Genomic DNA, 25,592 nt, shown 5'->3' on the forward strand with positions numbered 1-25,592 from the left:
CACTACTACCACCCGGGACCGACAGTTCCGGGCCGGGCTCTGCTCGGGGCGCTACTCGTACACCTGCCCGCACACGGCGATCCGGGCCAGCTCGGCCCAGGTCATCGCGCGGATCTCCCGGACGTAGGAGCGGACGGGCGGCGCGCCGGGCGCGGCCGGGAGCGGCACCCGGGCCCCGTCCGCGGCGTCCCAGCCGCCGAGGCTCCCGGCGACCGCGCACTCCAGGTAGGTCGCGGGGTCGAAGTTGTACCAGCGGGCGGGCGTCGCGCGGGCGCCGGAACCCGGCGGGCGCGGCGCGTCCACGCCGAACCGGGCCCGCGGGCCGGGCGGGGCGGCGACGAAGTCCTCCAGGTCGGCGATCTGCGAGAGGACGACCCGTTCCCAGTCGGCGTACCCGCCGGGCTCGGGACCCGGCAGCGCGAGGTCCCGGGAGCTCCACGCGGGGTCGAACGGGGCGGGCGAGACGGTCGCGGCGGCCGAGAACATCGCCGCGACGTCGTCGGGGTCGAGGTCCGTCCGGTCGCGGAGCGGGACGCTCACCTTCCACAGGGCGCGCAGGAACGCCGACAGCGACCAGGACGCCGCCCGCGCCTCCTGCCCGAGGTGCAGGAACACCAGGTACAGGTCCCGGTTCGTCCGGACGACCGGGGTCGCCGGGCCGTCGACCCAGTACGTCTGCTTGTGCCGGACGCCGCTCTCCATCGCCAGCACGTGGGCGAGCGCGGAGATCCGGGAGTCGTGCGCCGCCATGTGGACCCGGTTGCCGTTGTCGTCCTGGCGCATGACGTCCCACGTGTGCATTCGTCCTCCGTGGTCGGCGGTGCTGCTCGGCCCCCGTTGATCAAGTGTCGGTGCCCGCCCACCGGACCGCCAGTAGCGGACATATCACTTTCCGGACTCGAAGTCGTGACCTTCCGCACAAGCCGCGGCGCGGCGGCGCGGCGTACGAGAAGTGCGGCGGGGCACGGGCCCGTCGGCGCGGACCGGGCCCGCGCCCCGCTCGCCCGTGGCCGCCGCCCGCGGCGCGGGCGCGGGCGGCGGGGGCGGCCGGGTCAGGACTTCGAGCGGTGCACCACCTGGAGCTCGGTGAACGCCTGCAGGCCCCACGTCCCGTTCTCGACGCCGAGGCCGCTCCACTTGAACCCGCCGAACGGCTGGTTGGGCGCGAGCGCGAGGTGGGTGTTGACCCAGGCGGTGCCGCACTCCAGCCGTCCCGCGACCTCGGCGGCGCGGTCGGCGTCGGCGCTCCACACCGAGCCGGACAGGCCGAAGTGCGTGCCGTTGGCGCGGTCGATCGCCTCGTCCAGGTCGCTGTAGCGGATCACCGGCAGCGCGGGGCCGAACTGCTCCTCGTCCACGATCCTGGTGCCGTCGGAGACGTCGGCGAGGATCGTCGGCTGGAAGAAGTAGCCCGGCCCGTCGATCGGCGCGCCGCCCGCCGCGGCGCGGGCGCCCCCGGCGATGGCGTCGGCGACCAGCTCCCCGACCCGCTCGAACTGCGGCTTGTTGTTGATGGGCCCGTACTGGACGCCCTCCTGCGTGCCGGGCCCGACCTTGGCGGCCTTCGCGCGCTCGGCGAGGGCGTCCACGACGTCGTCGTACAGCGCGTCCGGCGCGTACACCCGCTTGATCGCCGAGCAGACCTGGCCGTTGTTCTGGAAGGCGCCGCCGAACAGCTTGTCGGCGACCGCGGCCGGGTCGGCGTCGTCCAGCAGGATCGCCGGGTCGTTGCCGCCCAGCTCCAGCGTGACCCGCTTGAGGTCGGGCGCGGCCGCCGCGGCGACCCGCTTGCCGGTGGCGACGCTGCCGGTGAAGCTGATCTTGCGGGGGACGTCGTGCGAGGTCATCCAGGCGCCCAGCTCGTCGCCGCCGGTCACCACGTTGAGCACGCCGGGCGGCAGGACGTCGCGCAGCGCCGCGCCGAGCTTCAGGCTCGACAGCGGGGTGAACGGCGACGGCTTGAGGACCATCGTGTTGCCCGCGAGGAGCGCGGGCGCGATCTTCCAGGTCGCCAGCAGCAGCGGGAAGTTCCACGGGGTGATCGCCGCGACCACGCCCATCGGCCGCCGCAGCACCTCGACGCGCGCGTTGTCGTCGTCCTGGATCACCTCGACGGGCAGCTCCAGGCCCGCGAAGTACTTGAGCCAGACGCCCGCCGCGACGACCTCCATCGTCGCGTCGGCGAGCGGCTTGCCCTGCTCCAGCGTGATGACGCGGCCGATCTCCTCGGACTTGGCGAACATCAGGTCCGCCGCCGCCAGCAGCGCCTCCCGCCGGACGGACTCGTCCCGGCGCCACGTCGCGTACGCGGCCCGCGCCGACTCCATCGCCGCGTCCAGTTGCTCCCGGGACGCGTCGGGGGCCTGCTCCGCCACCTCTCCGGTCGCCGGGTCGATCACGCCGAAGGTGGCGGGCGCGTCCACCGCCCGGCCGTCGATGGTCATCGAGAACTCGTCGGACACCGTTGATCCTCCACTCCCGGGGGCCTAACCGAACGGGATTCAGTATTCCCCGTGGGGAGGTGCTTTGACGAGGCGCCCCGCGCACCGAAAACCGGCGGGCGCCCCGTGGAACCACGGGACGCCCGCCGGTGCGGGGACGGTCAGAGCCCGGCGACGCGGTCGAAGAGGTCGCGGTAGGCGCGCAGCGCCAGCCGCAGCCGCTCGGTGTCGGGCCCGCCGGCGTCCGCGTCCCCGCCCGTGCCGAGCCCGTCGGCGAGGGCCTCGCGGCGGCCCGCCAGCGCGCGGGCGAGGGCCTGCGCGGCCTCGGTCACCAGGCCGTCCGCGTCCCGGACGGCCTGGCGCGGGTCGTCGACGAACGCGGCCTGCAGCTCCCGGAAGCGGGCCCGGAGCCGGTCGGCCTCGGCCGGATCCAGCAGCCGCTCGGGGACGGCGCCCGGACCCGCGGCCCGGGGCTTGTCGAGGGCGCGAGCCGCAGGGGCCGCCGGCTCGGGCGTCCCGCCGCGGGATGCGCCGGGCGCCGCGTCCGGGGTGATCCCGGGCTTGAAATCGGGCCTGGTGTCGGGACCGGCGCCGGGCGCGCCGTCCCCCGTCGTCCCGGGGGAGTGGTCCGGCCGCCGGGACGGCGCGGGCCGTGCGGCCCCGGCCGGCCGGGCCGGCGCGGGACGCGGGCCCGCGACGTGCGTGTCGCCCGCCACGCCCGGGTCGGCCGTGCCGGCGGCGCGGGCGCGCTCGTCCTCGGTGACCGGCCCGCCCGGGGCCGGAGCGTCGGATCGCCTGTGCACCATCGGGGTCACCTCCTCACGTCTCGGGCGGGACCGGCGGCCGGTTCCGCGGCCGCCTCCCCGGCGGGCGCGGCCGGCGCGGCGGGGGCGGCGCGGCGGTCCTCGCCGGGCGCCTTCAGCAGATCCTCGAACAGGGCGCGGTAGTGCACCATGGCCTGCCGCAGTTCCTCGGTGGACGCCTCGCCCGCCGCGGCCTTCCCGCCGATGACGTGCGCGCTGCGGTAGTGGTCCAGCGTCCGGGCGTGCTCCACCGACAGGTGGGCGACCTGGTCCTCGAACCCGCGCGTCGGGTAGCCGCGCTCGCCCATCACCACCCGGACGAGGTCGTCGGCCTCCTCGACGGCCTGCGCGGGCGCGTCCACGAACCGCTCCTGGACGCCGACCCACCGCGCGCGGAACTCCTCGCGGCGCGCCGGCGCGAGGTCGCGCAGCTTCAGCTCGCGGTGCCTGCGCTCGCGGCCGATCAGGTCCTCCTCGGCGGCCGCCCGGCCGCCGTGGCGCTCCACCGCCCGGTCGTACTCGGGGCCGAAGCGCCGCCGCAGCCGCCGGGTGCGCGCCCGGGACCGGCCCAGGAACGCGACCGCGGCGACCACGGCGGCGACGATGATCACGGCGATGACGACCATCACCACGGTCGACATGTCATCCTCCAACGTGCGTCGGATCGAACGACACGCCGATGCCCGGGTAAAGAGCCGTCAAACGGGCGAACCGGGTTGTCGGCCCTTACCTCCGCCCGCCACCTGGGAAGACGCACGCGAGCGAGCCGATCCTCCGGTCGCCGCCGTACCCGGCGGTCCGCAGCAGGTCCAGGCCGCGCTCGTCCCACGGGTACGCGCACGCCACCCGGACGTCCAGGCGCCGCAGCGCCCCCTCGACCTCCGCGGGAGCGGGCTTCTCGCTCCGCGCCGACCGGACGGCCGCCGACAGCAGCTCCCGGTCCTCGACCGCCCGTTCCGGCGCGGGCAGCAGCGACAGGTAGTGCGAGTTGGGGTTCACCGCGTGCGTCTCGGTGGTCAGCAGCGGGACGAGCCGCATGTACCGGCCCGGCATCAGCACGATCCCGCCCGGCCCGGCCTCCGCGACGATCGCGCGCGCCGTCCCGACCCGGGCCGGGTCCGCCTTCCAGGACGGCCGTTCCGCGACCACCGATCCGTTCGACTCCGCCCAGACCGGGGTCCCGCCGACGACGATCGCCGCGGCCAGGACGGCCGCGGGCGCACCGGCCGCGGCGACCCGCGCGCCCCGGGCGGAGATCCGCGGGCGCACCGCGTCCGGGAGGCGCACCGCGGCGAGCAGGCCGATCAGCGCGGGCGCGGGCACCAGCCACATCGTCCGCCACAGCACCTGCCCGGCGCCGGTGACGTCGGCGGCGAGCGCCAGCACCCCCGGCAGGATCAGCAGCGTCAGCAGCGCCGCGGCGCCCCCGCAGATCAGCGCGGGCACGCCGGGCCGGACCGTCCACGGCGCGAGCCACAGCGCGCACCCGGCCAGCACCCCCAGGGTGGCGTACAGCAGGACCGCCCGGTAACTGGCGGGCGCGTCGTGGACGGTTCCGTGCACCGACACGCTGTCGTACAGCAGGATGACCGCGAGGCCGGCCGCGACCGGGTACGCCATCGCCGCGCACGCCGCGAGTCCGGTCCGGACCCGCCCCGCGACGACGAGCGGCGCGACCGCCGCCAGCACGACCAGCGACACCACGAACGCGGCCGTCGAGGTCAGCCCCACCGCCGCGACCCCGGCGGCGCCCAGCAGGACGAGGTCGCGCCGCGTGCGCCGCTCCGCCCAGTGCGTCAGGTAGGCGAACAGCAGCGGGACGAGCAGCGACACCAGCACCGCCTTGCCCTGCCACATCCGCAGCAGGTGGAACGACCCGAGCGACGCCGGGCTCAGGCCCGTCCACAGCAGGTAGACGACGCCGACCGCGAGGCAGAGCGCGGCGCGGCGCGGCGCCCACGCCCGCACCAGCCGCCACAGCGCCCAGATCGCCAGGAACGTGACCGCGGGCAGCAGCACGTACCAGACGAACGACGCGCCGGGCACGCCCACGATCCGCGCGAGCGCCCCCGCGAAGACCTCGACCGACGACACCGGGGGCTCCCCGGCGATCGCGCCGGTGGTCCCCCGGGTGAAGATGACGTCGTTCATGGGGATGCGGCCCGTCTCGGCCGTCGCCACCGACCGGGACACGAAGTAGGCGTCGTCGCCGTCGGAGTTCAGGACGAACAGCGACGCGACCGCGAGCCCGGCCCCGGTGAGCAGCGCGAGCGGCGTGCCCCAGCGGGCGGCCTCCGTCTCGTCGCGGTCCCCGCGTTCCCCGTCTCCCCGGGGCTGCCCGGCGCCGCCGCCGTCCCCGTCCGCGCCCTCGGCGCGCTCGGCGGGGCGGCGCAGCAGGGCCGCCGCGGTCGCCGCGACGCTGACCGCGCCCGCCGCCCACGTGCACCACCACGGGACGCCCTCCCCGTGCAGGCCCGCGCTCGTCCCCGCCACCACCGCCGACGCGACGGCCACGCCCGCGAGGACCCGGTTCGCGGCCGCCGCGGCGACGCGGTCGTCCCACAGCGGGCGTCCCGCCGGGCGGCGGAACCACACGGCGATCCCGGCCGCCGACACCGCCGCCCAGCACGCCAGCATCACCCAGGTCGGGGGCTGGAGCAGCAGGCAGACGTGGTAGATCACCGTCCACGCCGCGAACGCGAGCACCGCCGCGTCGACGAGTCCGTCCACGGCACGCGTGACGCGTGTCCACGCGCCCGGCCTGCGTCCCCCGGCCGCGCCGCCGTCCCCGTTCCTCGGTCCGGCCACGCGGTCCCTCACCTCGGTCATCCGTTGTCCCCTGATCCGTGCGTACCTCCGGTGCCGGGCCGGCACCGGGCCGCTTCCGCGATGTCACAGAGACGCGGCGACGGGCCTCGAAGTTGTCCGCGCCGACGATCTTGGCGGATTCCGGCTCGGTCCCGTTCCCGCGATCGTCCGCTCCATGCCATCGGGCGGACACGCGTACGTCTCCCGGTAGTACTTGCCCGACGGCCCGTTCGCGTTTCACGTGAGCCGACCTGAACCGGCGGCGGGGCGCGGTCACTCGGCGGCGAGCGCCTCGGCGGATCCGGCGCCGGGCGCCCCGGGCTCCGCGGCCCCGGGAGCGACGTAGGCGTGCTCCCCGCGGTACAGGCCCGCCAGGACGTCCTCGATGCCGGCCTCCCGCAGCGCGATGTCGCGGACGTCGTGGTCGCGCGCGATCGCGGCGACCACCGCCGCCGCGTTGGCCGACCGGGGCAGCCGCAGCCACTGCCGCGGGCCCTCGGTCCGCTCGGCCGCGACCCGCTCCGGCCCGGCGCCGTCCACCGTGATCGGCGGGCCGGGCCGCGCCAGCTCGACGACCAGCATCCGGTCGGCGTCCACGGTCCGGCGCAGCTCGCCGAGACCGCCGTCGAACGCCAGCCGCCCCCGGTCGATGATCATGACGCGGCGGCAGAGCCGCTCGATGTCGCCGAGGTCGTGCGTGGTCAGCAGGATCGTCGTGCCGCGCTCGGCGTTCGTCCGCGCCAGGAACTCCCGCACGGTGGTCTTGCTCACCACGTCGAGGCCGATCGTCGGCTCGTCCAGCACCAGCAGCTCCGGATCGTGCAGCAGCGCCGCGGCCAGGTCGCCCCGCATCCGCTGGCCCAGGCTGAGCTGCCGCACCGGCGTGTCGAGGAACGGGCCCAGCTCCAGCAGCCCCGTCAGCTCCGCGAGCCGCGTCCGGTGCGCCTCCGGCTCGACCCCGTAGAGCTTCCGGACGAGCGCCAGGCTGTCGCGCAGCGGCAGGTCCCACCACAGGGTGGTGCGCTGCCCGAACACCACCCCGATCCGGCGGGCGAGGGTCGTGCGCCGCCGCGACGGGTCCAGCCCGCACACGCGCAGCGTCCCGGACGAGGCCGTCAGGATGCCCGTCAGCATCTTGATCGTCGTGGACTTCCCCGCGCCGTTCGGGCCGAGGTACCCGACGAACTCGCCCCGCCCGACGGTGAACGAGACGTCGTCCACCGCCCGCACCGCCGTGCGGACGCGCCGGCGGCGGCCGTCGCGCCGCGCGCGCACGGTGAACGACTTGCCGACCCGCTCGGCGACGATCATCGCGCCGCCCCCTTCGTCCCCGCCCATCTCGTTGCTCCCTCGGTCCTCTCGCCCCGTCGTTCTCCGTACGTGCGTTCCGTTCGGGCGGCTCGGCCGCCCGGCTCCTTCAGCTGCCCGTCGACCGGTAGCGCCGCAGCCCCGCCCGCCACGCGAGCGCCGCCGCCGCGCACACCGCGAGGGCGACGGCGGGCGAGGCGAACCGCGCCGCGTCCGGCAGCCCCAGCGGATCGGGACGGTCCAGGACGTACAGCGCGGGCTGCCAGTTCACGAACGCGAGCGGCACGACGAACGTCGCCCCGCGCACGAGGTCGCGGGCGAACATCGTCGGCGGATACTGCGTCAGGAACGCGCCCCCGTAGGTGATCGCCTTGGTCGCCCCGTGGCTCTCGACGAGGAAGAACTGCGCCGCGCCCACCATCACCCACAGGCCCGCGAAGATCGCCGTGCCGGCCGCCACCATCAGCGGGATCATCGCCGCCCGGCCGGGCGTCCAGTCCGCCTCCAGCCGCGGCAGCGCGAACGCCAGGACGAGCGCGGCCGGGACGAGCTTGCCGACGCGGCGGGGCGTGAACTCCTCCGTCGCGACCTGCACCAGCGGGCTCACCGGCCGCACCAGCATCGCGTCCAGCGTCCCGTTCCGCACGTGCTCGCCGAGCCGGTCGGCGGTGCCGAGGACGCAGTCCGACAGCGCGAACGACAGCGCGGACGTCCCGTACAGGAACAGGACCTCCTCCGCGCGGAACCCAGCGATGCTCTCGGCGTGCGCGAACAGCAGCACGATCGCGAGCGCGTCCAGCCCGGTGATGGCCGCCGTGGCGACCACCATCAGGCCGAGCGACACCGGGTACTGCGCCGCGGCGCGGACCCACGTCCACGCCAGCAGCGCGTACATGCGCACCTCGCGCGTCACCGGATCAGCCACCGTGCACCACCAGCTTCCGCCGCGCCGCCCGGGTGAGCAGCGCCCCGCACGCGAGCAGCAGCGCCGCCCAGCCGGCCTGGAACGCCAGCGCGGCCGCGACGTCCGCGCCGGCGCCGCGGCCCAGCCACACGTCGGCCGGCACCTGGACCAGCGCCGACCACGGCAGCGCCGCCGCGACGTCGCCGAACGCGCCGGGGAACACCACCAGCGGCAGGATCATCCCGGAGAAGAACAGCGACATCACCGTCGCGACCGTGCTCAGCCCGCGGTCGTCGTGCAGCCAGAACGCCCCCAGCGCCACCAGGTAGCGCAGCGCGAACCCGACGAGGAACGCCAGGACGAGCGACACCGCGAACGCCGCCGACGCGGCCGGGCCCGGCCACCGGAACGGGAACACCAGCGCCCCCGCCAGCAGCGGCGGCCCGCCGCGCAGCAGCAGCGCCGCGGCCGCACGGCCCAGGTCGTCCGCGAGCCACCACGCCTGCAGGCCGACGGGACGGTGCAGATCGATCGCCACGTCGCCGTCCCGGATCCGCCGGCTCAGCTCCATCCCGCCGAAGATCTGGACGGGCCCGATGAGCGCCTGGGTGAGGAAGCAGAAGGTGACGGCGTCGGCCGCGTCGTACCCGCCGAGGCCCGGCCGCGCGTCCCACAGCGCCAGCAGGACGTACGCGCGGATGAAACCGAAGACCGTGTTGGTGACCGCCTCCGCCACGGAGGCGAGCGGATATGCGGTGTGACGGCGGTAGCCGTACAAGCAGACCCAGGGAAGAACGCCCACTTGCCGAGAGCCTAAACGTCGCGGAACGTCGGGGCCACGGGTTTCGCGAGACAGGCCCCGGTGATCGGCGCCGGGGCCCGCCGGCGGGCGGACGCCTACTCGGGGAGGGCGGGCCTGGTCGCGGAGTAGATCCAGGACTTGAAGAACGCGTCCAGGTCTTGGCCGGAGACCTTCTTCGCCAGGGCGGTGAACTGCGCGGTGGTCGCGTTCCCGTCCTTGTGGGTCGCGTACCAGGTCCGCAGCAGCCTCATGAACGCGTCGTGGCCGATCTTCTCGCGGAGGAACTGCAGCGCCATGGCGCCGCCGCTGTAGACCCGCGCGTTGAACATGGTGTCGCGCCGCGGGTCGGCCGTGACGACCGACCAGAACGGGCGGCCCTCCCGGTCCGGGAACGGGCGCGCCGCGTACACCGCCCGGGCCTGGTCCGCCACGGCGTGCCGGGTGCGGCGCATCGCCATCGGAGATTCTCCCTGAACAGAGATCATCAACGGAGACGACGATGACTTTCTTCGCGGCCGCTGTCGAGGGCGGTGCCGGAAGTGGAGGCTCGTGTCCGTGATGTCGTCTGAATTGTCCAGAGACACGGAAAGGCCCCCGCGGGTGTAGGAACGCGGGGGCCTTCCGTGGGGGAGGAAGGGTCAGCCGGCGAGGATCAGTGGAACTGGCCCTCTTCGGTGGAACCCTTCAGGGCGGTGGTCGACGAGTCCGGCGCGATCGCGGTGCTGACCATGTCGAAGTAGCCGGTGCCGGCCTCGCGCTGGTGCTTGACCGCGGAGAAGCCCTTCTCCGCCGCGGCGAACTCGCGCTCCTGCAGGTCGACGTAGGCCGTCATGCCCTCGCGGGCGTAGCCGTGGGCCAGGTCGAACATGCCGTAGTTGAGCGCGTGGAAGCCCGCCAGGGTGATGAACTGGAACTTGAACCCCATGTGGCCGAGCTCGCGCTGGAACTTGGCGATGGTGGAGTCGTCCAGGTGCGCCTTCCAGTTGAAGGACGGCGAGCAGTTGTAGGCGAGCATCTGGTCCGGGTACTCGGCCTTGACCGCCTCGGCGAACTTGCGGGCCTGCTCCAGGTCCGGGGTGCCGGTCTCCATCCAGATGAGGTCGGAGTACGGCGCGTAGGCCTTGGCGCGGGCGATGCAGGGCTCGATGCCGTTGCGGACCCGGTAGAAGCCCTCGGCGGTGCGCTCGCCGGTGATGAACTCGCGGTCGCGCTCGTCCACGTCCGTCGTGATCAGGGTCGCGGCCTCGGCGTCGGTCCGCGCGATGATCAGCGAGGGAACGTTGGAGATGTCGGCCGCGAGACGGGCCGTGTTGAGGGTCTTGATGTGCTGCGAGGTCGGGATGAGGACCTTGCCGCCGAGGTGGCCGCACTTCTTCTCGGACGCGAGCTGGTCCTCCCAGTGCACGCCCGCGGCGCCCGCGGCGATCATGCCCTTCATCAGCTCGAAGGCGTTCAGGACGCCGCCGAAGCCGGCCTCGGCGTCGGCCACGATCGGGGCGAGGAAGTGGGTGTCGCCCTCGCCCTCGGCCCACTGGACCTGGTCGGCGCGCAGCAGCGCGTTGTTGATGCGGCGCACGACGGCCGGAACCGAGTTCGCCGGGTAGATGCTCTGGTCCGGGTAGGTCTGGCCCGCCAGGTTGGCGTCCGCCGCGACCTGCCAGCCGGACAGGTAGATGGCCTTCAGGCCGGCCTTCACCTGCTGGACGGCCTGCATTCCGGTGAGCGCGCCGAGCGAGTGGACGTAGTCCTCCTCGTGCAGCAGCTTCCACAGGCGCTCGGCGCCGAGGCGCGCGAGCGTGTGCTCCTCCTGGACCGACCCGCGGATCCGGACGACGTCCTCGGCCGTGTAGGTCCGCTCGATGCCCTTCCAGCGGGCGTCGGTCTCCCACTGACGCCGCAGCTCCTCGGCTGCGCCCTTGAGGCGACTGTCGCTCATTGTTCTGCCCTTCCGTGTCGTCCCCTGGGTGCTTGGAGACGACTATGCCCCGATTCGCCAGCCCTAATGAACTCGCGAGTAACAGAAGAACTGCGAAATTTCCGCTAATATGAAGCCGTGACGACCTTGCAGCCAGAAGAACCCCTCAACTTGACGAGCGACGTAGACCTCGTCACCTTCGGGCAGCGGCTCCGCCACCTGCGGCGCGCCCGCGGCCTGACCCTCGCCGAGCTCGGCGAGCGCGTCGGCCGCGCCCCGTCCCAGCTCTCCCTGCTGGAGAACGGACGGCGCGAGCCCAAGCTGTCGCTGCTGCAGGCCCTCGCGGCCGCGCTGGAGTGCCCCGTCGAGGAGCTGCTGCGCCGCCAGCCGCCCAGCCGCCGCGCCCAGCTCGAGATCGCCCTCGAGGAGGCGCAGCGCGACCCCCTCTACCGGACGCTCGGCCTGTCGCACCTCAAGGTCGGCAAGCGCATGCCGAACGAGGTCATCGAGCACATCCTCGCCCTCTACGGGGAGCTGAAGCGCAGCCGCACCAAGCCCACCGCGAGCCCCGAGGAGGCGCGCAAGGCCAACGCGGAGCTGCGCCGCCAGATGCACGAGCGCGGCAACCACTTCCCCGACATCGAGAAGATCGCCGCGCAGACGCTCGACGCCGTCGGGTACCGGGGCCGCGCCGTCTCCCAGGGCACCCTCATGTCGCTGGTCGGGCACTTCGGCTTCAGCCTGCAGTACGTGCAGGACCTGCCGCGCTCCGTCCGGTCCGTCACCGACCTGCGCAACCGCCGCATCTACCTCGAGCGCGAGCAGCTCGGCATGCACACCCCCCGGACGATCCTGCTGCAGACCCTCGGGCACATCGCGCTCGACCACGACCAGCCCCGCGACTTCGCCGACTTCCTGCGGCAGCGCGTCGAGGCGAACTACTTCGGCGCCGCGATCCTGATGCCCGAGCGCAGCGTCGTCCCGTTCCTGCAGGAGGCCAAGGCCGCCCGGGAGCTCTCCGTCGAGGACCTCGCCGACGTCTTCTCCGTCTCCTACGAGATGGCCGCGCACCGCTTCACCAACATCGCCACCCACCACCTCGGGCTGCAGCTGCACTTCACCAAGAACGACGAGAGCGGCACGATCTACAAGGCGTACGCCAACGACGGGCTGGAGTTCCCGCAGGACGAGGACGGCGCGATCGAGGGCCAGCGGATGTGCCGCCAGTGGGCGGGCCGCCACGTGTTCGGCGCCGAGGACCGCTTCTCCGTCTACTACCAGTACACCGACACCCCGAACGGGACGTACTGGTGCCTGTCGCACATCGACCCCAGCCACGAGCGCGACTTCGCGATCACGCTCGGCGTCCGCTTCGAGGACTCCCGCTGGTTCCGCGGCCGGGAGACGACCCGCCGCGTCAAATCGGCCTGCCCGGACGGCGACTGCTGCCAGCGCCCGCCCAAGGCCCTCGCCGACCGCTGGGAGGGCATGGCCTGGCCGTCCGCCCGCGCGCACTCGCACGTCCTGTCCGTGCTCCCGCCCGGCGCCTTCCCAGGCGTGGACGACCGCGACGTCTACGAGTTCCTCGACCGCCACGCCGACTGACCCCCGCCCGGCCCGGCGGTCTCCCGGCCCCCGGCCGGGGGCCAGGTGGCGACCGCCGGGCCGGATTCTTTTTACGATGGCGCACGCCCCGACACGGCAGGGTGATTGGTCCACTGTCGTCCCGACAGGGAATGATTTGGGGTGTCCGGTGTGCTTCCCGGGGGATGTCCGGTTTTCAGAGCTCGTCGTCGGAGGGAGAGCGCGTGCTTCCTGAGGTGGCTTCGTGGCTGCGCCGCCGCACGAGCACGGCGGAGGACTGGCCCCCGCACGTCCTGCTCGCCGCCAAGGGGACGAGCAGGATCAGCGTCGTGCTGCCGGCGCGCGACGAGGAGGCGACCGTCGGGACCATCGTGGAGTGCATCCGCGGCGACCTGGTCCGGCGCGTCCCGCTCGTCGACGAGATCGTCGTGATCGACTCGCGGTCCACCGACCGGACGGCCGCCGTGGCGCGCGCCGCAGGCGCGCGGGTGGTGGCGCAGGACTCGGTGCTCCCCGCCCTCGGTCGCATGTCCGGCAAGGGCGAGGCGCTGTGGAAGTCCCTCGCCGTGACGTCCGGGGACATCATCGTGTTCGTGGACGCCGACCTGCGCGAGTTCACCTCGTCATACGTGACGGGGCTGCTCGGGCCGCTGCTGACGGACCCGTCCGTCGGCTACGTCAAGGCCTGCTACGACCGGCCGCTGGTCGACGGGGGGCGCAGCGTGGAGGGTGGCGGCGGGCGGGTGACCGAGCTGGTCGCCCGCCCGCTGATCAATATGCACTGGCCGCTGCTCGCGGGCGTGATGCAGCCGCTCGGCGGCGAGTACGCCGGACGTCGCGCGCTGCTGGAACGGCTCCCGTTCGTCACCGGCTACGGCGTGGAGATCGGCCTGCTGGTCGACGTCTACCGCGATTCGGGGCTGGACGCCATCGCGCAGGTGGACCTCGGCCGCCGGGTGCACACGAACCAGGGCACCGAGGCGCTCGGCGTCATGTCCGGGCAGATCATGGTGACCGCCTGGTCGCGGCTGGAGCGGCACGGCCGGATGGTCCCGCTGAGCGCCCCGTCGACGGCGCTCACCCAGTTCCGGCGGTCCGCGGACGGGCACGATCCCCGCACGGCCGACATGGGCGTGGGGGAGCGCCCGCCGATGATCGAGGTGCCGGGTTACGCGTCGTCCCGGCCCGTCACGCCCGGCCGCCGCTGACCCCGGCCCCCGCGACGTCCCCTTGTGACTCCGGCCACGGTGTTACCCGCGGTAACGCCAGGCGGTGCTACCGTGGGTAACACAGACTTATTGGAGAAGGGGTCAATTGGCATGACGAGTGCGGAGACGGCGCCGTTCTCGCTGGAGCTCAGCGAGGACGTGCGCGAGGTCAGGGAATGGGTGCACGAGTTCGCGCGGGACGTCATCCGTCCCGCGGCGGAGGAGTGGGACGAGCGCGAGGAGACCCCCTGGCCGCTGATCCAGGAGGCGTCCAAGGTCGGGCTGTACTCGCTCGACTTCTTCGCCACCCAGTGGCTCGAGCCGACCGGGCTCGGCATCCCGGTCGCCTTCGAGGAGCTGTTCTGGGGCGACGCCGGCATCGCGCTGTCCATCGTCGGCACCGGCCTGGCCGCCGCGTCCGTCGCCGCCGTGGGGACCCAGGAGCAGGTCGCCGAGTGGGTCCCGCAGATGTTCGGGACGGCCGACGACGTGCGGCTCGGCGCGTTCTGCGCCTCCGAGCCCGACGCCGGCAGCGACGTCGGGTCGATCCGCGCCCGCGCGGTGTTCGACGAGGCCAAGGACGAGTGGGTGCTGAACGGCACCAAGACCTGGGCGACGAACGGCGGCATCGCCGACGTCCACGTCGTGGTGGCGTCCGTCCACCCCGACCTGGGCAGCCGCGGGCAGGCGAGCTTCATCGTCCCGCCGAACACCCCCGGCCTGCGGCAGGGGCAGAAGTTCAAGAAGCACGGCATCCGCGCCTCCCACACCGCCGAGGTGATCCTCGAGGACGTGCGCATCCCGTCCGGGCTGATCGTCGGCGGCAAGGAGAAGTTCGACGAGCGCGTCGCGCGGGCCCGGGAGGGCAGGAGCTCCAAGGGCCAGGCCGCGATGAAGACGTTCGAGACCACCCGCCCGTCCGTCGGCGCGATGGCCCTCGGCGTCGGCCGCGCCGCCTACGACTACGCCCTGCAGTACGCGCGCGAGCGCGAGCAGTTCGGCAAGAAGATCGGCGACTTCCAGGCGATCGCGTTCAAGCTCGCCGACATGAAGACCCGCCTGGACGCCGCGCGCCTCATGGTGTGGCGGGCCGCGTGGATGGCCCGCAACGGCAAGGACTTCGAGAACGCCGAGGGCTCGATGGCCAAGCTCATCGCCAGCGAGATGTCGGTGTACGTCACCGAGGAGGCCATCCAGATCCTCGGCGGCAACGGCTACACCCGCGAGTACCCGGTCGAGCGGATGCACCGCGACTCCAAGATCTTCACGATCTTCGAGGGCACGTCGGAGATCCAGCGCCTGGTCATCGGCCGCACCGTCACCGGTCTGCCGGTCCGGTAGCGGCGGCGGGGAGATGGGACGGCCGATGATCGGCGCGCGGGCGAACCCGGGGCGTCCGCGCCCCGGCGGCGCCCTCACCGGTGCGGGGACGGCGGTGTTGTCACCGGGTAACACCCCCGATACGGTTCGGGGCATGTCCGACCGTCCCGGCCGATTCCGGTCACCCTCCCGCCGTCCCGCCCGCAGGCCGGGCGTACGGTGAACGGATCATGACGGGCGGGACGGGCGGCGGACCGGGATCGAGGCGCGATCCCGGCCGCCGGCGCGCGCTGCTGGAGGCCGCCGACCGGGTCATCCAGCGGGAGGGCCCCGAGGCGTCCATGGCCGCGATCGCCGCCGAGGCCGGGATCAGCAAGCCGATCCTGTACCGGCACTTCGGCGACAAGAGCGGCCTCTACCAGGCGCTGGCCGAACGGCACATCCGCCGGCTGATCGGGACGATCCGGGAGGAGTTCTCCCGGGACGATCCGATCCGGCAGCGCACCCGGTCCACCATCGACGGCTACCTGTCGACGATCTCGAAGAACCTCAACCTGTACCGGTTCCTCATGCACCGGGCCGGGGCGGAGGACGCCGCCACGCACAGCGTGATGAGCACGATGATCCGCGACCTGAGCCGGGAACTGGCCGAGGTCATGATCGCCGAGGGCGAGATGACGGACCGGACCCGCGCCTACGTGTGGGGCCACGCGATCGTCGGCATGGTGCAGACCGCCGGCGACTGGTGGCTCGACCACGACGCCGAGGTGCCGAGGGAGGCCGTGGTGGACGGCCTCGCCGACCTCATCCTCGGCGGGCTGCCGGCCGCCGCGACCGGCGCCCGCGCCCAGCAGTTGTTCCGCGAACCAGAATCCCCGAGGTGACTGTGCAGACCGACCTGCGACCCGACCCGGCCGCCGACGCCGACCTGCGCCCGGAGCCGGAGATCGAGACCGAGCGGCGGCCCTGGGGCGGCTTCGAGCGCTTCACGCTCAACGAGCCGTCCACGGTCAAGATCATCCATGTGGAGCCGGGGCAGCGCCTCAGCCTGCAGCGGCACCGCGACCGCGACGAGCTGTGGGTCGCCCTCGACCCCGGCGCGGTGTTCGAGGTGGCGGGCCGCCGCATCCTGCCGCAGGTGGGGGAGCGCGTGTTCATCCGCGCCGGGGAGACGCACCGGCTGAGCTCGGACGGCCCCGCCGTCCGGGTCATGGAGATCGCGTTCGGGCACTTCGACGAGGACGACATCGAGCGCCTCGAGGACTCCTACGGCCGAGCCTGATCCGGTCCGCGCGGGGCGGTGCCGCCGGAGGCGTCCGCGAAATGGCAGGCCACCGCCTGCGGCAGCCCGTCCCGCCGGACCGGCTCCGGCGCCCGCTCCGCGCACACCGCGGCGGCCATGTAGCAGCGGGTCCGGAACCGGCAGCCGCCCGGCGGCGACGCCGGCGACGGCACCTCCCCGCCGAGGACGATCTCCCGCGCTTCGTGGTCCGGCCGGTCGTGGACGGACGGCGCCGCCGACACCAGCGCCCGCGTGTACGGGTGCTGCGGGTCGCCGAGCACGTCCGCGGCGGTCCCCTGCTCGACGATCGTCCCGAGGTACATGACCGCCACGTCGTGCGCGACGTGCCGGACGACGTCCAGGTCGTGCGAGATGAACAGGTACGCGACGCCCAGCTCGTCCTGCAGGTCGGCGAGCAGGTTGAGGATCTGCGCGCGGACCGAGACGTCCAGCGCGGAGACCGCCTCGTCGCACACGATCAGCCGGGGCCGCAGCGCCAGCGCCCGCGCGATGGCGACGCGCTGGCACTGGCCGCCCGACAGCTCGTGCAGGCGCCGCGACCCGTGGTCGGGTCGCAGCCCGACCATGTCGAGCAGCCGCGCGACCTCGGCGGCCTCCCGCTCGCGCGGCACGATCCCGGGATGGACGCGCCAGCCCTCGGCCACGACGGCGGCGACGGTCATCCGGGGGTTCAGCGACGTGTAGGGGTCCTGGAACACCATCTGCAGGTCGCGGCTCAGCCGCCGCCTCCGCCGGGCCGGGACGGACGCCAGGTCGGTGCCGGCGAACTCGATCGAACCGGCGAACGCCGGCCGCAGCCCCACGACGGCCCGCGCCAGGGTCGACTTGCCGCAGCCCGACTCGCCGACGACGCCGAGCGTCCGGCCCGCCCGGACGGCCAGGTCCACCCCGGCGACGACCGGCACCCGCCGCCGCCCGAAGCCGTGACGTCCGGGCCGCTCGTACCCGGCCACCAGACCGCTGACCTTCAGGACGTGCCCGGTGTCGTGCGCGGTGTCGTGCGGGGTGGTCGTCATCGTGGCTCCTCGGTGCTCCGTGCGGCCGCGGGCCGGGACGCGGTCACCTCGTCGGCGTGGTGGCAGGCGACGGCGCGGTCGCCGTCCTCGGCGGCGGGCGGGTCCTCGGTCCGGCACACGTCCGTCGCGAACGGGCAGCGCGGATGGAACGCGCAGCCGCCCAGCGGGCGGCGCGGGTCCGGCGGCGCGCCCGGGATCGGCTTCAGCCGCCCGCCCTCCCGCGCGTCCGGCACGGCCTCCAGCAGGCCGAGCGTGTAGGGGTGCGCGGGACGGGTGTAGACGGCGTCCAGCGGGCCCCGCTCCACGATGCGGCCCGCGTACATGACCGCGACCTCCTGGGCCACCTTCGCGACGACGCCGAGGTCGTGCGACACCAGCAGCGTCGCGAGGTCCGACTCCCGCTGCCGCCGCGCGAGCAGCCGCAGGATCTGCGCCTGCACGGTGACGTCCAGCGCCGTGGTCGGCTCGTCGGCGAGCAGGACGGACGGGCCGAGCGCCAGCGCCATCGCGATCACAGCGCGCTGCCGCATCCCGCCGGAGAACTCGTGCGGGTGGTCGTCGTAGCGGGACTCGGCGTCGGCGATGCCGACCTCGCGCATCAGCGCGACGGCCCGGTCGCGGGCCTCGCGCCTGCCGAGGCCGAGCCGCCGCCGGAACGGCTCGGCGATCTGCCGGCCGACCGTGAAGCCCGGGTTCAGCGCCGCCATCGGGTCCTGGAAGACCATCGCGACGCGGTCGCCGCGCACCTCCCGCCACCGCCGGGCGGAGAACCGCGCGGTGTCCTCGCCGCCGAGCAGCACGGCGCCCGCGGTGATCTCGGCGCCGGGCGGCAGCAGGCCGATCAGCGCGAGGGAGGTCAGGCTCTTGCCGCTGCCCGACTCGCCGACCAGGGCGAGGACCCGGCCGCGCCGCAGCCGCAGCCCGACGCCCCGGACGACCGGGACGACGTCGCGCCCGGACCGGAACCCGATGTGCACGTCGCGCAGTTCCGCGGCGACGTCCGCGGCGTCCGGCGGCCGCGGGGGACGAACGGCTGGAACGGTCATCGCGGTTCCTCTCAGATCTGGGCGCGGGGGTCGGTCAGGTCCCGGAACGCGTCGCCGACGACGCCCACCGCGGTGACCACCGCGGCCAGCGCGAGCGCGGGCATCGTCGAGATCCACCATGCGGAGCCGAGGTAGTCGCGGCCCGCCGACACGGTCGCGCCCCACGACGCCTGGTCCGGCGGGATGCCGAGGCCGAGGAAGCTCAGCGACGCCTCCGCGACCATCACCAGGCCGATCTGCACGGTCGCGGCGACCAGCAGCGGCTGCCAGCAGGACGGCAGGACGTGCCGGAACAGGATCCGGGCGTGCCCCGCGCCGAGGACGCGCGCCGAGTCGACGAAGTCGAGGCCGCGGGTGGCGAGCGCGGACGCCCGCACCACCCGGGCGAAGATCACCCAGCGGGTCACGGCCAGCGTGATGACGATGTTGGTGATGCTCGGGCCGAGGACGCCCGCGATGAGGATCGCGAGCAGGATCGACGGGAACGCGAGCTGCACGTCCCCGAAGCGCGACAGCAGCGTGTCGATCCGGCCGCCGAAGTAGCCGGAGACGAGCCCGGCGACGAGCCCGGCGGCGCCGCCGATCAGCACGGTCGCCGCGCCGACCAGCAGCGACACCCGGCTTCCGGCGAGCAGCGTCGCCAGCATGTCGCGGCCGACCTGGTCGGTGCCGAGCCAGGCGATCGACCCGTCCGCGAGCCGCGACCCCGGCGGCAGGAGCCGGTGCGGCAGGTCCGTCGCCACCGGGTCGTACGGCAGCAGCAGCGGCCCGGCGACCGCGGCCAGCACGAACAGGCCGACGACGCCGAGCCCGGCCCACGCGCGCGCCGGCAGCGCGCGCGCCCGTCCGCGGGCCTTCGGGACGGAGATGGCGGTGGGGGCGAGTGCGCTCATGCCGACTCCGGGGTGAGACGAGGGTCGAGGGCGACGCAGAGGACGTCCACGAGCAGGTTCAGCGCGATGTAGGACACGGTGATCGTGACGATCGCCGCTTCGACGACCGCGTAGTCGCGGTTGGTGATCGCGTCGACCATCAGCGAGCCGATGCCGGGCCACGAGAAGACGACCTCGATGATCACGGCGTTGGCGATGAAGTTGCCCATCAGCAGCCCGAGCACGGTGACGACCGGGAGGGCGATGTTGCGGGCGACGTGCACGTACAGCACCGCCCCCTCGCCGGTGCCCTTGGCGCGGGCGGTGCGGACGTAGTCCTTGCCGCTCTCCTCCAGCGCGCCGTTGCGGACGAGCCGCGCCAGCCATCCGACGAACGGCAGGGCGAGCGTCACCGACGGCAGGATCACCGACTCCGGGCCGCCGCCCGCCGTGCTCGGCAGCCAGTTCAGCTGCCGCGCGAACACCAGGATCAGCACGATGCCCAGCCAGAACGACGGCAGCGCCTGGCCGACCAGCGAGCCGGTGGACACCAGCACGTCCAGGATCCCGCCCGGCCGGCGGGCGCACAGCATCCCGAGCGGGTACCCGGCGGCGACGGTGATGACGAGCGCGAGCGCGGCCAGCGCCAGGGTGGCCGGGAACCGGTCGAGGACGGCGCCCATCGCGCCGCCGCCGAGCCGCCACGACTCGCCGAAGTCGCCGCGCAGCACCTCGCCCATGTGCACCACGTACTGGCGCCACAGGGGGTCGTCCAGCCCGAAGCGGGCCCGCACCTCGGCGAGCTGGTCGGCGGAGGCGTCCGGTCCGAGGATCAGCGCGGCCGGGTCGCCGGGCACCACGCGGACGACGACGAACACGAGGGTGACGGCGCCCCAGGCGACGATCACCGCCTGCCACGCGCGTCTCAGCAGGAACCGTCCCATCAGATCCCTCCCTCCGGCGGCGCGGACGACGCGCGGACGACCAGTTCGGCGGGCAGCAGCGTCCGCCGGGGCTCGTCCGCGGCCGGCCCGCCCGCCATCCGTTCCAGCAGCCGGTCCACGGCGGCGGCGCCGACCTCGGCGGCGGGCAGCCGGACCGTCGTGAGCGGCGGCGCCAGGTAGGCGGCGAAGGCGTGGTCGCCGTGGCCCGCCACGCGGACGTCGCGCGGGACGCTCAGCCCGTGCTCGGTGAACGCCCGGTACACCCCGAGCGCGAAGTAGTCGTTGCCCGCCAGGACGGCGGCGCCGGGCCCGATGCGCGCGGCGAGGTCCCGCCCTATCTCGTAGGAGTCGATCGGGTCCCACGGCTGCGAGCTGGTCTCGCGCCGCCGCGTCGGCACCTTGACCATGTGGTCGTCGCGGATCGGCACGCCGTGCTCGGCGAGCACCGCCCGGAACCCGCGGACGCGCTCCGCGACGGGGGAGATGTCCAGGTCCTCCTCGACGAGGAACAGCTCGCGGGCCCCGCCGGCGAGGAGGTGCTCGGTGGCCAGCCGCGCGCTGCCGTAGTAGTCCACGCCGATCAGGTCGGCTTCGAGCCCCGGCAGGTCGCGGTTGACGAGCACCACGGGCGTCCCGGCCGCGTCGAGCCGCGCCCAGTGGTCCGACCCGTGCTGGACGGGCACGGCGAGCACCCCGTCCACGCCCCAGCGCATCAGCTCGTCCACCACGCGGCGCTCGTTGTCGACGCTGTCCTCGGTGACCATCAGCATCAGCGCGTAGCCGTGCACCCGGCCGCGCTCCTCGATGGCGCTGATCAGCCGGGCGTAGAACGGGTTCGACGGGTTGGTGATGACGAGCCCGAGCGTCATCGCGTTCCCCTGCACCAGGGAGCGCGCCATCGTGTTCGGCACGTACCCGAGCCGTTCCGCCTCGGCGCGCACCCGCTCGCGGGTCTCGGCGCTCACCGCGTCCTTGCCGGCGAGGGCGCGGGACACGGTGTTCACCGAGAGGTCGAGCGCGGCGGCGATGTCGCGCAGGGTGGCCCTGCGGCGCGGTGTCATGGCGTTCCCGCCCTCCTCCCGACCGTCGACAGGTCGGGCTGGTTGTTGGCGGCCGCGGTGAACCCGGTGAGCCCGGAACGCAGGCCGTACGCGGTGGTCAGCGCCGCCGGGAAGATCCCGACCGCGTCCTCCCAGATGGTGCCGCACGCCCGCGCGTACAGCTCCCGGCGCCGCGCGGGGTCGGCGCTCTCGCCCGCCGCGGCGAGGACGGCGTCCAGCTCGGCGTTGCGGTACCCCATCCGGTCGGCCTCGGAGGTGTAGAGGCGGCCGAGGGTGAACGCCGCGTCGCCGGTCGTCACGGTGTTGGTCTGCAGCTCCATGTCCCAGTCGAGGGAGTTGAGGCGCTGGAGCCACTGGGCCTTCTCGACGCTCTGCGGCCGGACCCGGACGCCGATGGCGTCCCAGGCCGAGATCATCGACTGGGCCAGCTCGCGGGCGAGCGGCCCGGTCGCGTCGAACCACATCATCGTGGTCTCGAAGCCGTCCCCGAGGCCGGCGTCGCGCAGCGCCCGCCGCGCGGCGGCCGGGTCGTGCCGGTACGGCGGCTGCTCGGCGTACCCGAACACCGTCGACGGGATCGGCGCGCGCATCCGCTCCGCGCCCCGGCCGAACAGCCGCCCGACGATCTCCTCCAGGTCGAGCGCCTGCCACAGCGCCCGCCGGACCCGCGGGTCGGTGAACGGCTCGCGGCCGCAGTTGAACCACGTCAGGTAGTAGGTCCAGCTCGGCACCGTCTCGACCCGGACCCCGCGCCGCCCCTCCACCTCGCCGAGCTGGTCGGACGGCACGGGCCACAGCAGGTCGACGTCCCCGTTGCGCAGCGCGGTGATCGCGCTGGACGTCTCCCCGATGAACGGCATCGAGACGCCGGGGAGCGCGGCGGGCCCGCCCCAGTGGCCGTCGAAGCGGGCGAGCTCGACGGCGGTCGACGGGGTGAACCCGGTGACGCGGAACGGCCCCGAGCCGACGGGACGGCGCTTCTGCGCCGGGTCGGCCACGAGCCGCGCCGGGACGACGAACAGCAGCGTCAGGTTCACCGGCAGCGTGCCCATCGGGCCGTCCGTCGTGAACGTGACGCGCCGGTCGCCGTCCGCCCGCGCCGACCGGACGGGCGCCCACAGCGCGGACTGCGCCGACTTGACCGCCTTCGTCCGCTCCACGCAGGCGACGACGTCCCGCGCGGTCAGCGGGCTCCCGTCGTGGAAGCGGACGCCCGGACGCAGGTCGAACACCCACGTCGTGTCGTCCGTCCGCTTCCACGAGGTCGCCAGACCCGGCACCAGCCGGCCGTCCTCGTGCCGGACGAGGGTGTCGAACACGAGCCGCTTGACGATGAGCGACGCCTCGTCCACCGCCGTCCCCGCGTTGTAGGGGTCCAGGTCGGTGACCGGCTGCCCGAACGCGGCGCGCAGCGATCCGTCCGGCGCGGACCCGCCCGTCCGGCCGCATCCGCCGAGCGCCACCGCCGACGCGGCCAGGCCGGTCAGCGCGAGGAACTCGCGCCTGCGCAGGTCCATGACGGTCCCCTCTCAGCTCTTCAGCGCGAGGTAGATCATCACCTTGGCGGCGGGCGCCTGCGCGCCGTCCGCGCCGCCGGCGGCGCCGTCGACGACGCCCTTCAGCCGCAGCCAGCCGCCGAAGCCGGTCGACTCCCAGCTCACGAGGTCGCCGGAGATCTCGCGCTCCGCGTCGAGGTCGCACCAGTGCAGCCCGTCGGGGGAGATCTGCGTGGTCACCCGCATCCGCGTCGCGGCGCCCGTCCGCTCCAGCGTCCGGACGAACCAGCGCGCCTCCGCGGCCCACGCCGCCTCGTAGGGTTCCGTCGCGAACTCGCCCGCCAGGGTGCGGTTGCGTTCCAGGACGGCCGTGAACGATTCGCGCATCGTGCCGGTGCTCCTCACCAGTCCACCGAGATCAGTACCGAGTCCAGGTACAGGAAGTTCCGCACGTCGGTGTGCGTCCTGACCGAGACGTAGAAGTTGAGCAGGTTCTGCAGCGACCCGTACTCCTCGTCGTACGGGGGGACGGGCACGTCCCGCATGTCGTAGACGGTGTCGTTGACCTGGAGCTCGACGTTCGACCTGGTGCTCGTGTCGATCAGCCACCGCACGTAGTGCCAGTTCACCTTGGTCGGCACCTCGTTGTAGCAGAGCTCCTGCGGGCCGCCGAACGGCTTCCAGTCGTCCGGGTCCGGCGCGGTGAAGTCGGCGGTCGGCGGGAGCTTGATCTTGCCCTCGAAGTGCTCGCGCGGGGTCGGCTCCGGCACCGTCGGGTACACCCACTCGCGGCGCAGGTTGTTGTCCAGGTCGGTGTTCAGGTAGCGGGCGACGCAGTGGTACCGGACGCCGTCGCAGATGTCGGTCGCGATCGTGAAGGCGCCGAACTGCTGCTCGGACGGGTGCAGGTTCGCGTCCCACGGCCCGGCGCCGGCCTTGTCGGCCGCCCGGTTCTCCTCCGACGCCGCCTCCGTCTTGAACGTCAGGTACGCCTCGAACTGGACGCGGCCCCGCCCGGCCATCGTGAGCCGCCGGATCGCGACCCCGGTGTGCCCGGCCAGCGGGCGCGTGGCGACCTTCAGCGCGTACGTCCCCGACATCGCGCCGTGCGTGCCGACGTCGAAGAAGTTGCACGAGCTGAGCTGCGGCGGCCGGAAGTCGCGCATGTGGTCGTCGACGGTGTCGAGGTTCCCGTGCCCGTCGTAGTTGCCGAGCAGCTCGATCCAGCCGTGCGTGCCGGTGTTGAAGTCGTCGTGGACGAGGATGCGGTCCAGCGGGTTGAAGCGGGACAGGGCCGGGTCGGCCCGCCGGAGGTCCGCGGCCGGTGACCGCTCGGTCGAGGGGACGCTCATCGGGTGGGCTCCTGAATCCGGACGGTGGCGTGCATCAGGTTGTGGTCGGATCGCAGCAGGTCGCGCGGTTCGCCGGCCTGCGCGTCCGTCTGCGGGACGAGCGTCCACTGCAGGACGCGCGTTCCGTTCCGGACGAAGATGCGGTCGATCTTGTCCGCGGATCGCGGCAGCGGGATCCGGCCGCCGTTGAACGACGCGTACTCGGCGCCCGAGCGCCGCGCGGCGGGCGCGGACTCGAACGCGTCGGCGTAGCCCGCGTCGGCGAACGCGTCGTGCGGGCTCGCGCCGTCCGCCGTCGAGGCGGAGTTCATGTCACCGGCGAACACGATCGGCAGCCGCCGCGTGTACGGGTTCTCGCGGGTGAGGTACCGGGCCGTGCGGAGCGCGTCCGCGTACCGGACCTCGTCCCAGTTCTTCGTCCAGCCGTTCGGGTCGGTCGCGCCGTTCTTGCGGTACTCCAGATGCATGTCGACGACGACGAACCGTGTCCCCGTCCGCCGGTCGCGCAGGGTGTTCCAGGTCATCGTCTTGCCGTAGATCTCGGTGGAGTCGGGAAGCCACAGCAGGTCGTGCGGCAGTTCCCGGCCGCGCTCGTCCAGGTGGGAGAACCGGCGCGCGTCGTAGTAGGTGAAGCGCCCGGCTCCCGACTTCAGCGGATAGCCCTCCACCGGGTGCCGGGTTCCGGCGTAGTCGGCGGGCGCCTCGGCGTAGCCGCGTTCCCGCATCGCCTCGGTCAGCGGCGCCCGGAACGACTCGACGTCCACGCCGGGCTGCGTCGGCGTCGCGTTGTTGCCGATCTCCTGGGTGACGACGACCCCGGCGCGGGCCCGCGCGACGTCGTCGGCGACCCGGGCGGCGCGGCCGCCGGCCCAGGGGGCCAGCTTGGTCGCGCAGTCGCGGCCGATCGTGTCGACGCACTCCTGCTCGGTCGGCAGGCACCCGTGCCCGCAGGTGTTGTACGTCGCGATCCGCACGTCGAGGTGGCGGCGGTCCGGCCGGGGCTGCGCGTTCGCGGGCGGGGCGAGCAGCGCCGCGCCGCACCCGGCGGCGGCGAGCACGGCGGCCAGCCGCGCGGCGGTCGAGCGGGCGGGGGGACGGGGTTTCCTCATGTCGCTGGGGGGCCTTCCCATGTCGGCTGCGTCACATTAACGTTAACGTGATCGTTCACACACCATCGATGTCTCGTCGTCCGCCTGTCAAGAGCCGAAACGAAATCGGCCCGGCCATCCCAACGAGCGGACGGCCGGGCCGTCGGCGTGCCCGGATCCGCCCGCGATCGGCGGCGCCGGCGCCGGAACGCGGAGCGGCCCGCGGCCGCGCGGGGGGCGGGGGCGCCGGCGGCGCGCCGGGGCCGCCGGCGCCCGCAGGGGGTGGGGTGGGTGTGTAACTCGACACACGAGAAGAGCAGA

Annotated in this window: 24 protein-coding genes; 5 read left to right on the top strand and 19 right to left on the bottom strand. The window is 73.9% G+C overall.

The window, feature by feature from the left end:
* Positions 1–51: 51 nt before the first annotated feature.
* The 10 genes from AB0L25_RS33165 to aceA form a co-directional block, all read right to left on the bottom strand.
* Positions 52–801, bottom strand: a complete 750-nt coding sequence (locus AB0L25_RS33165) for a hypothetical protein (protein ID WP_500176701.1) — start codon at positions 799–801, stop codon at positions 52–54.
* 251 nt (positions 802–1,052) lie between these two features.
* On the bottom strand, positions 1,053–2,462 hold the full coding sequence (locus tag AB0L25_RS33170; RefSeq protein WP_500176702.1) for an aldehyde dehydrogenase family protein: 1,410 nt from the start codon (positions 2,460–2,462) through the stop codon (positions 1,053–1,055).
* A gap of 140 nt (positions 2,463–2,602) precedes the next feature.
* Positions 2,603–3,247, bottom strand: a complete 645-nt coding sequence (locus tag AB0L25_RS33175) for a hypothetical protein (RefSeq protein ID WP_500176703.1) — start codon at positions 3,245–3,247, stop codon at positions 2,603–2,605.
* A 5-nt stretch (positions 3,248–3,252) separates the two neighbouring features.
* Positions 3,253–3,885, bottom strand: a complete 633-nt coding sequence (locus AB0L25_RS33180; RefSeq protein WP_500176704.1) for a hypothetical protein — start codon at positions 3,883–3,885, stop codon at positions 3,253–3,255.
* Positions 3,886–3,970: 85 nt separating this feature from the next.
* Complete coding sequence (locus AB0L25_RS33185) at positions 3,971–6,073, bottom strand: DUF6077 domain-containing protein (protein WP_500176705.1); 2,103 nt, start codon at positions 6,071–6,073, stop codon at positions 3,971–3,973.
* 252 nt (positions 6,074–6,325) lie between these two features.
* Positions 6,326–7,390 carry an ABC transporter ATP-binding protein gene (locus tag AB0L25_RS33190; protein WP_500176706.1) on the bottom strand — a complete coding sequence of 355 codons (1,065 nt, stop codon included), beginning with the start codon at positions 7,388–7,390 and terminating at the stop codon, positions 6,326–6,328.
* Between the two features lie 79 nt (positions 7,391–7,469).
* A complete protein-coding gene (locus AB0L25_RS33195) occupies positions 7,470–8,255 on the bottom strand; it encodes an ABC transporter permease (RefSeq protein WP_500176726.1) in 786 nt (261 codons plus the stop codon).
* Between the two features lie 22 nt (positions 8,256–8,277).
* A complete protein-coding gene (locus AB0L25_RS33200) occupies positions 8,278–9,000 on the bottom strand; it encodes an ABC transporter permease (RefSeq protein ID WP_500176707.1) in 723 nt (240 codons plus the stop codon).
* Between the two features lie 161 nt (positions 9,001–9,161).
* Positions 9,162–9,524, bottom strand: coding sequence for a M1 family aminopeptidase (locus AB0L25_RS33205; protein WP_500176708.1), 363 nt, complete (start codon positions 9,522–9,524; stop codon positions 9,162–9,164).
* Positions 9,525–9,718: 194 nt separating this feature from the next.
* Positions 9,719–11,002: an isocitrate lyase gene (gene aceA / locus AB0L25_RS33210; protein WP_500176709.1), complete on the bottom strand. Its 1,284-nt coding sequence runs from the start codon at positions 11,000–11,002 to the stop codon at positions 9,719–9,721.
* 150 nt (positions 11,003–11,152) lie between these two features.
* Here aceA and AB0L25_RS33215 point away from each other — a divergent pair, with 150 nt between their 5' ends.
* From AB0L25_RS33215 to AB0L25_RS33235, 5 genes are all read left to right on the top strand, one after another.
* Entirely contained in the window at positions 11,153–12,586 is a 1,434-nt protein-coding gene (locus AB0L25_RS33215) for a helix-turn-helix domain-containing protein (protein WP_500176710.1), read from the top strand.
* 203 nt (positions 12,587–12,789) lie between these two features.
* On the top strand, positions 12,790–13,773 hold the full coding sequence (locus AB0L25_RS33220; protein ID WP_500176711.1) for a glucosyl-3-phosphoglycerate synthase: 984 nt from the start codon (positions 12,790–12,792) through the stop codon (positions 13,771–13,773).
* Positions 13,774–13,884: 111 nt separating this feature from the next.
* Positions 13,885–15,114, top strand: a complete 1,230-nt coding sequence (locus AB0L25_RS33225; RefSeq protein WP_500176712.1) for an acyl-CoA dehydrogenase family protein — start codon at positions 13,885–13,887, stop codon at positions 15,112–15,114.
* A 209-nt stretch (positions 15,115–15,323) separates the two neighbouring features.
* Positions 15,324–15,977 carry a TetR family transcriptional regulator gene (locus AB0L25_RS33230; protein ID WP_500176713.1) on the top strand — a complete coding sequence of 218 codons (654 nt, stop codon included), beginning with the start codon at positions 15,324–15,326 and terminating at the stop codon, positions 15,975–15,977.
* Positions 15,974–16,375, top strand: coding sequence for a phosphomannose isomerase type II C-terminal cupin domain (locus AB0L25_RS33235; protein WP_500176714.1), 402 nt, complete (start codon positions 15,974–15,976; stop codon positions 16,373–16,375). Before AB0L25_RS33230 ends, AB0L25_RS33235 begins: the two co-directional genes overlap by 4 nt.
* On the opposite strand, the gene AB0L25_RS33240 is transcribed toward AB0L25_RS33235, so the two are convergent.
* From AB0L25_RS33240 to AB0L25_RS33280, 9 genes are read right to left on the bottom strand one after another with little or no spacing between them, the layout of a single operon-like run.
* Positions 16,360–17,412 carry an ABC transporter ATP-binding protein gene (locus tag AB0L25_RS33240; protein WP_500176715.1) on the bottom strand — a complete coding sequence of 351 codons (1,053 nt, stop codon included), beginning with the start codon at positions 17,410–17,412 and terminating at the stop codon, positions 16,360–16,362. The genes AB0L25_RS33235 and AB0L25_RS33240 overlap by 16 nt on opposite strands.
* The gene (locus AB0L25_RS33245; RefSeq protein WP_500176716.1) at positions 17,409–18,458 is read right to left on the bottom strand and encodes an ABC transporter ATP-binding protein; all 1,050 of its coding nucleotides are present in this window, start codon (positions 18,456–18,458) and stop codon (positions 17,409–17,411) included. Before AB0L25_RS33245 ends, AB0L25_RS33240 begins: the two co-directional genes overlap by 4 nt.
* An 11-nt stretch (positions 18,459–18,469) precedes the next feature.
* A complete protein-coding gene (locus tag AB0L25_RS33250; RefSeq protein ID WP_500176717.1) occupies positions 18,470–19,351 on the bottom strand; it encodes an ABC transporter permease in 882 nt (293 codons plus the stop codon).
* Positions 19,348–20,274, bottom strand: coding sequence for an ABC transporter permease (locus AB0L25_RS33255; protein ID WP_500176718.1), 927 nt, complete (start codon positions 20,272–20,274; stop codon positions 19,348–19,350). The genes AB0L25_RS33250 and AB0L25_RS33255 overlap by 4 nt, the downstream gene beginning before the upstream one ends.
* The gene (locus AB0L25_RS33260) at positions 20,274–21,335 is read right to left on the bottom strand and encodes a LacI family DNA-binding transcriptional regulator (RefSeq protein ID WP_500176719.1); all 1,062 of its coding nucleotides are present in this window, start codon (positions 21,333–21,335) and stop codon (positions 20,274–20,276) included. Before AB0L25_RS33260 ends, AB0L25_RS33255 begins: the two co-directional genes overlap by 1 nt.
* Complete coding sequence (locus AB0L25_RS33265; RefSeq protein ID WP_500176720.1) at positions 21,332–22,852, bottom strand: ABC transporter substrate-binding protein; 1,521 nt, start codon at positions 22,850–22,852, stop codon at positions 21,332–21,334. The genes AB0L25_RS33260 and AB0L25_RS33265 overlap by 4 nt, the downstream gene beginning before the upstream one ends.
* 12 nt (positions 22,853–22,864) lie before the next feature.
* Complete coding sequence (locus tag AB0L25_RS33270; RefSeq protein WP_500176721.1) at positions 22,865–23,218, bottom strand: hypothetical protein; 354 nt, start codon at positions 23,216–23,218, stop codon at positions 22,865–22,867.
* Between the two features lie 14 nt (positions 23,219–23,232).
* Positions 23,233–24,183, bottom strand: a complete 951-nt coding sequence (locus AB0L25_RS33275; RefSeq protein ID WP_500176722.1) for a DUF6772 family protein — start codon at positions 24,181–24,183, stop codon at positions 23,233–23,235.
* The gene (locus AB0L25_RS33280; protein WP_500176723.1) at positions 24,180–25,292 is read right to left on the bottom strand and encodes an exonuclease/endonuclease/phosphatase family protein; all 1,113 of its coding nucleotides are present in this window, start codon (positions 25,290–25,292) and stop codon (positions 24,180–24,182) included. Before AB0L25_RS33280 ends, AB0L25_RS33275 begins: the two co-directional genes overlap by 4 nt.
* Positions 25,293–25,592 lie beyond the last annotated feature (300 nt).

It is taken from the genome of Spirillospora sp. NPDC052242 (genome assembly GCF_040679555.1).
In the GTDB taxonomy this organism is placed as follows: domain Bacteria; phylum Actinomycetota; class Actinomycetes; order Streptosporangiales; family Streptosporangiaceae; genus Spirillospora.

Excerpts from the sequence above, each read along its gene's own strand:
- AB0L25_RS33255 (WP_500176718.1), bottom strand. The coding sequence starts at position 20,274 with ATGGGACGGTTCCTGCTGAGACGCGCGTGGCAGGCGGTGATCGTCGCC.
- AB0L25_RS33225 (WP_500176712.1), top strand. The coding sequence starts at position 13,885 with ATGACGAGTGCGGAGACGGCGCCGTTCTCGCTGGAGCTCAGCGAGGAC.
- AB0L25_RS33250 (WP_500176717.1), bottom strand. The coding sequence starts at position 19,351 with ATGAGCGCACTCGCCCCCACCGCCATCTCCGTCCCGAAGGCCCGCGGA.
- AB0L25_RS33230 (WP_500176713.1), top strand. The coding sequence starts at position 15,324 with ATGACGGGCGGGACGGGCGGCGGACCGGGATCGAGGCGCGATCCCGGC.
- AB0L25_RS33165 (WP_500176701.1), bottom strand. The coding sequence starts at position 801 with ATGCACACGTGGGACGTCATGCGCCAGGACGACAACGGCAACCGGGTC.
- AB0L25_RS33190 (WP_500176706.1), bottom strand. The coding sequence starts at position 7,390 with ATGGGCGGGGACGAAGGGGGCGGCGCGATGATCGTCGCCGAGCGGGTC.
- AB0L25_RS33180 (WP_500176704.1), bottom strand. The coding sequence starts at position 3,885 with ATGTCGACCGTGGTGATGGTCGTCATCGCCGTGATCATCGTCGCCGCC.
- AB0L25_RS33175 (WP_500176703.1), bottom strand. The coding sequence starts at position 3,247 with ATGGTGCACAGGCGATCCGACGCTCCGGCCCCGGGCGGGCCGGTCACC.
- AB0L25_RS33265 (WP_500176720.1), bottom strand. The coding sequence starts at position 22,852 with ATGGACCTGCGCAGGCGCGAGTTCCTCGCGCTGACCGGCCTGGCCGCG.
- AB0L25_RS33205 (WP_500176708.1), bottom strand. The coding sequence starts at position 9,524 with ATGGCGATGCGCCGCACCCGGCACGCCGTGGCGGACCAGGCCCGGGCG.
- aceA (WP_500176709.1), bottom strand. The coding sequence starts at position 11,002 with ATGAGCGACAGTCGCCTCAAGGGCGCAGCCGAGGAGCTGCGGCGTCAG.
- AB0L25_RS33195 (WP_500176726.1), bottom strand. The coding sequence starts at position 8,255 with ATGTACGCGCTGCTGGCGTGGACGTGGGTCCGCGCCGCGGCGCAGTAC.
- AB0L25_RS33245 (WP_500176716.1), bottom strand. The coding sequence starts at position 18,458 with ATGACCGTTCCAGCCGTTCGTCCCCCGCGGCCGCCGGACGCCGCGGAC.
- AB0L25_RS33260 (WP_500176719.1), bottom strand. The coding sequence starts at position 21,335 with ATGACACCGCGCCGCAGGGCCACCCTGCGCGACATCGCCGCCGCGCTC.
- AB0L25_RS33280 (WP_500176723.1), bottom strand. The coding sequence starts at position 25,292 with ATGAGGAAACCCCGTCCCCCCGCCCGCTCGACCGCCGCGCGGCTGGCC.
- AB0L25_RS33270 (WP_500176721.1), bottom strand. The coding sequence starts at position 23,218 with ATGCGCGAATCGTTCACGGCCGTCCTGGAACGCAACCGCACCCTGGCG.
- AB0L25_RS33185 (WP_500176705.1), bottom strand. The coding sequence starts at position 6,073 with ATGACCGAGGTGAGGGACCGCGTGGCCGGACCGAGGAACGGGGACGGC.
- AB0L25_RS33275 (WP_500176722.1), bottom strand. The coding sequence starts at position 24,183 with ATGAGCGTCCCCTCGACCGAGCGGTCACCGGCCGCGGACCTCCGGCGG.
- AB0L25_RS33240 (WP_500176715.1), bottom strand. The coding sequence starts at position 17,412 with ATGACGACCACCCCGCACGACACCGCGCACGACACCGGGCACGTCCTG.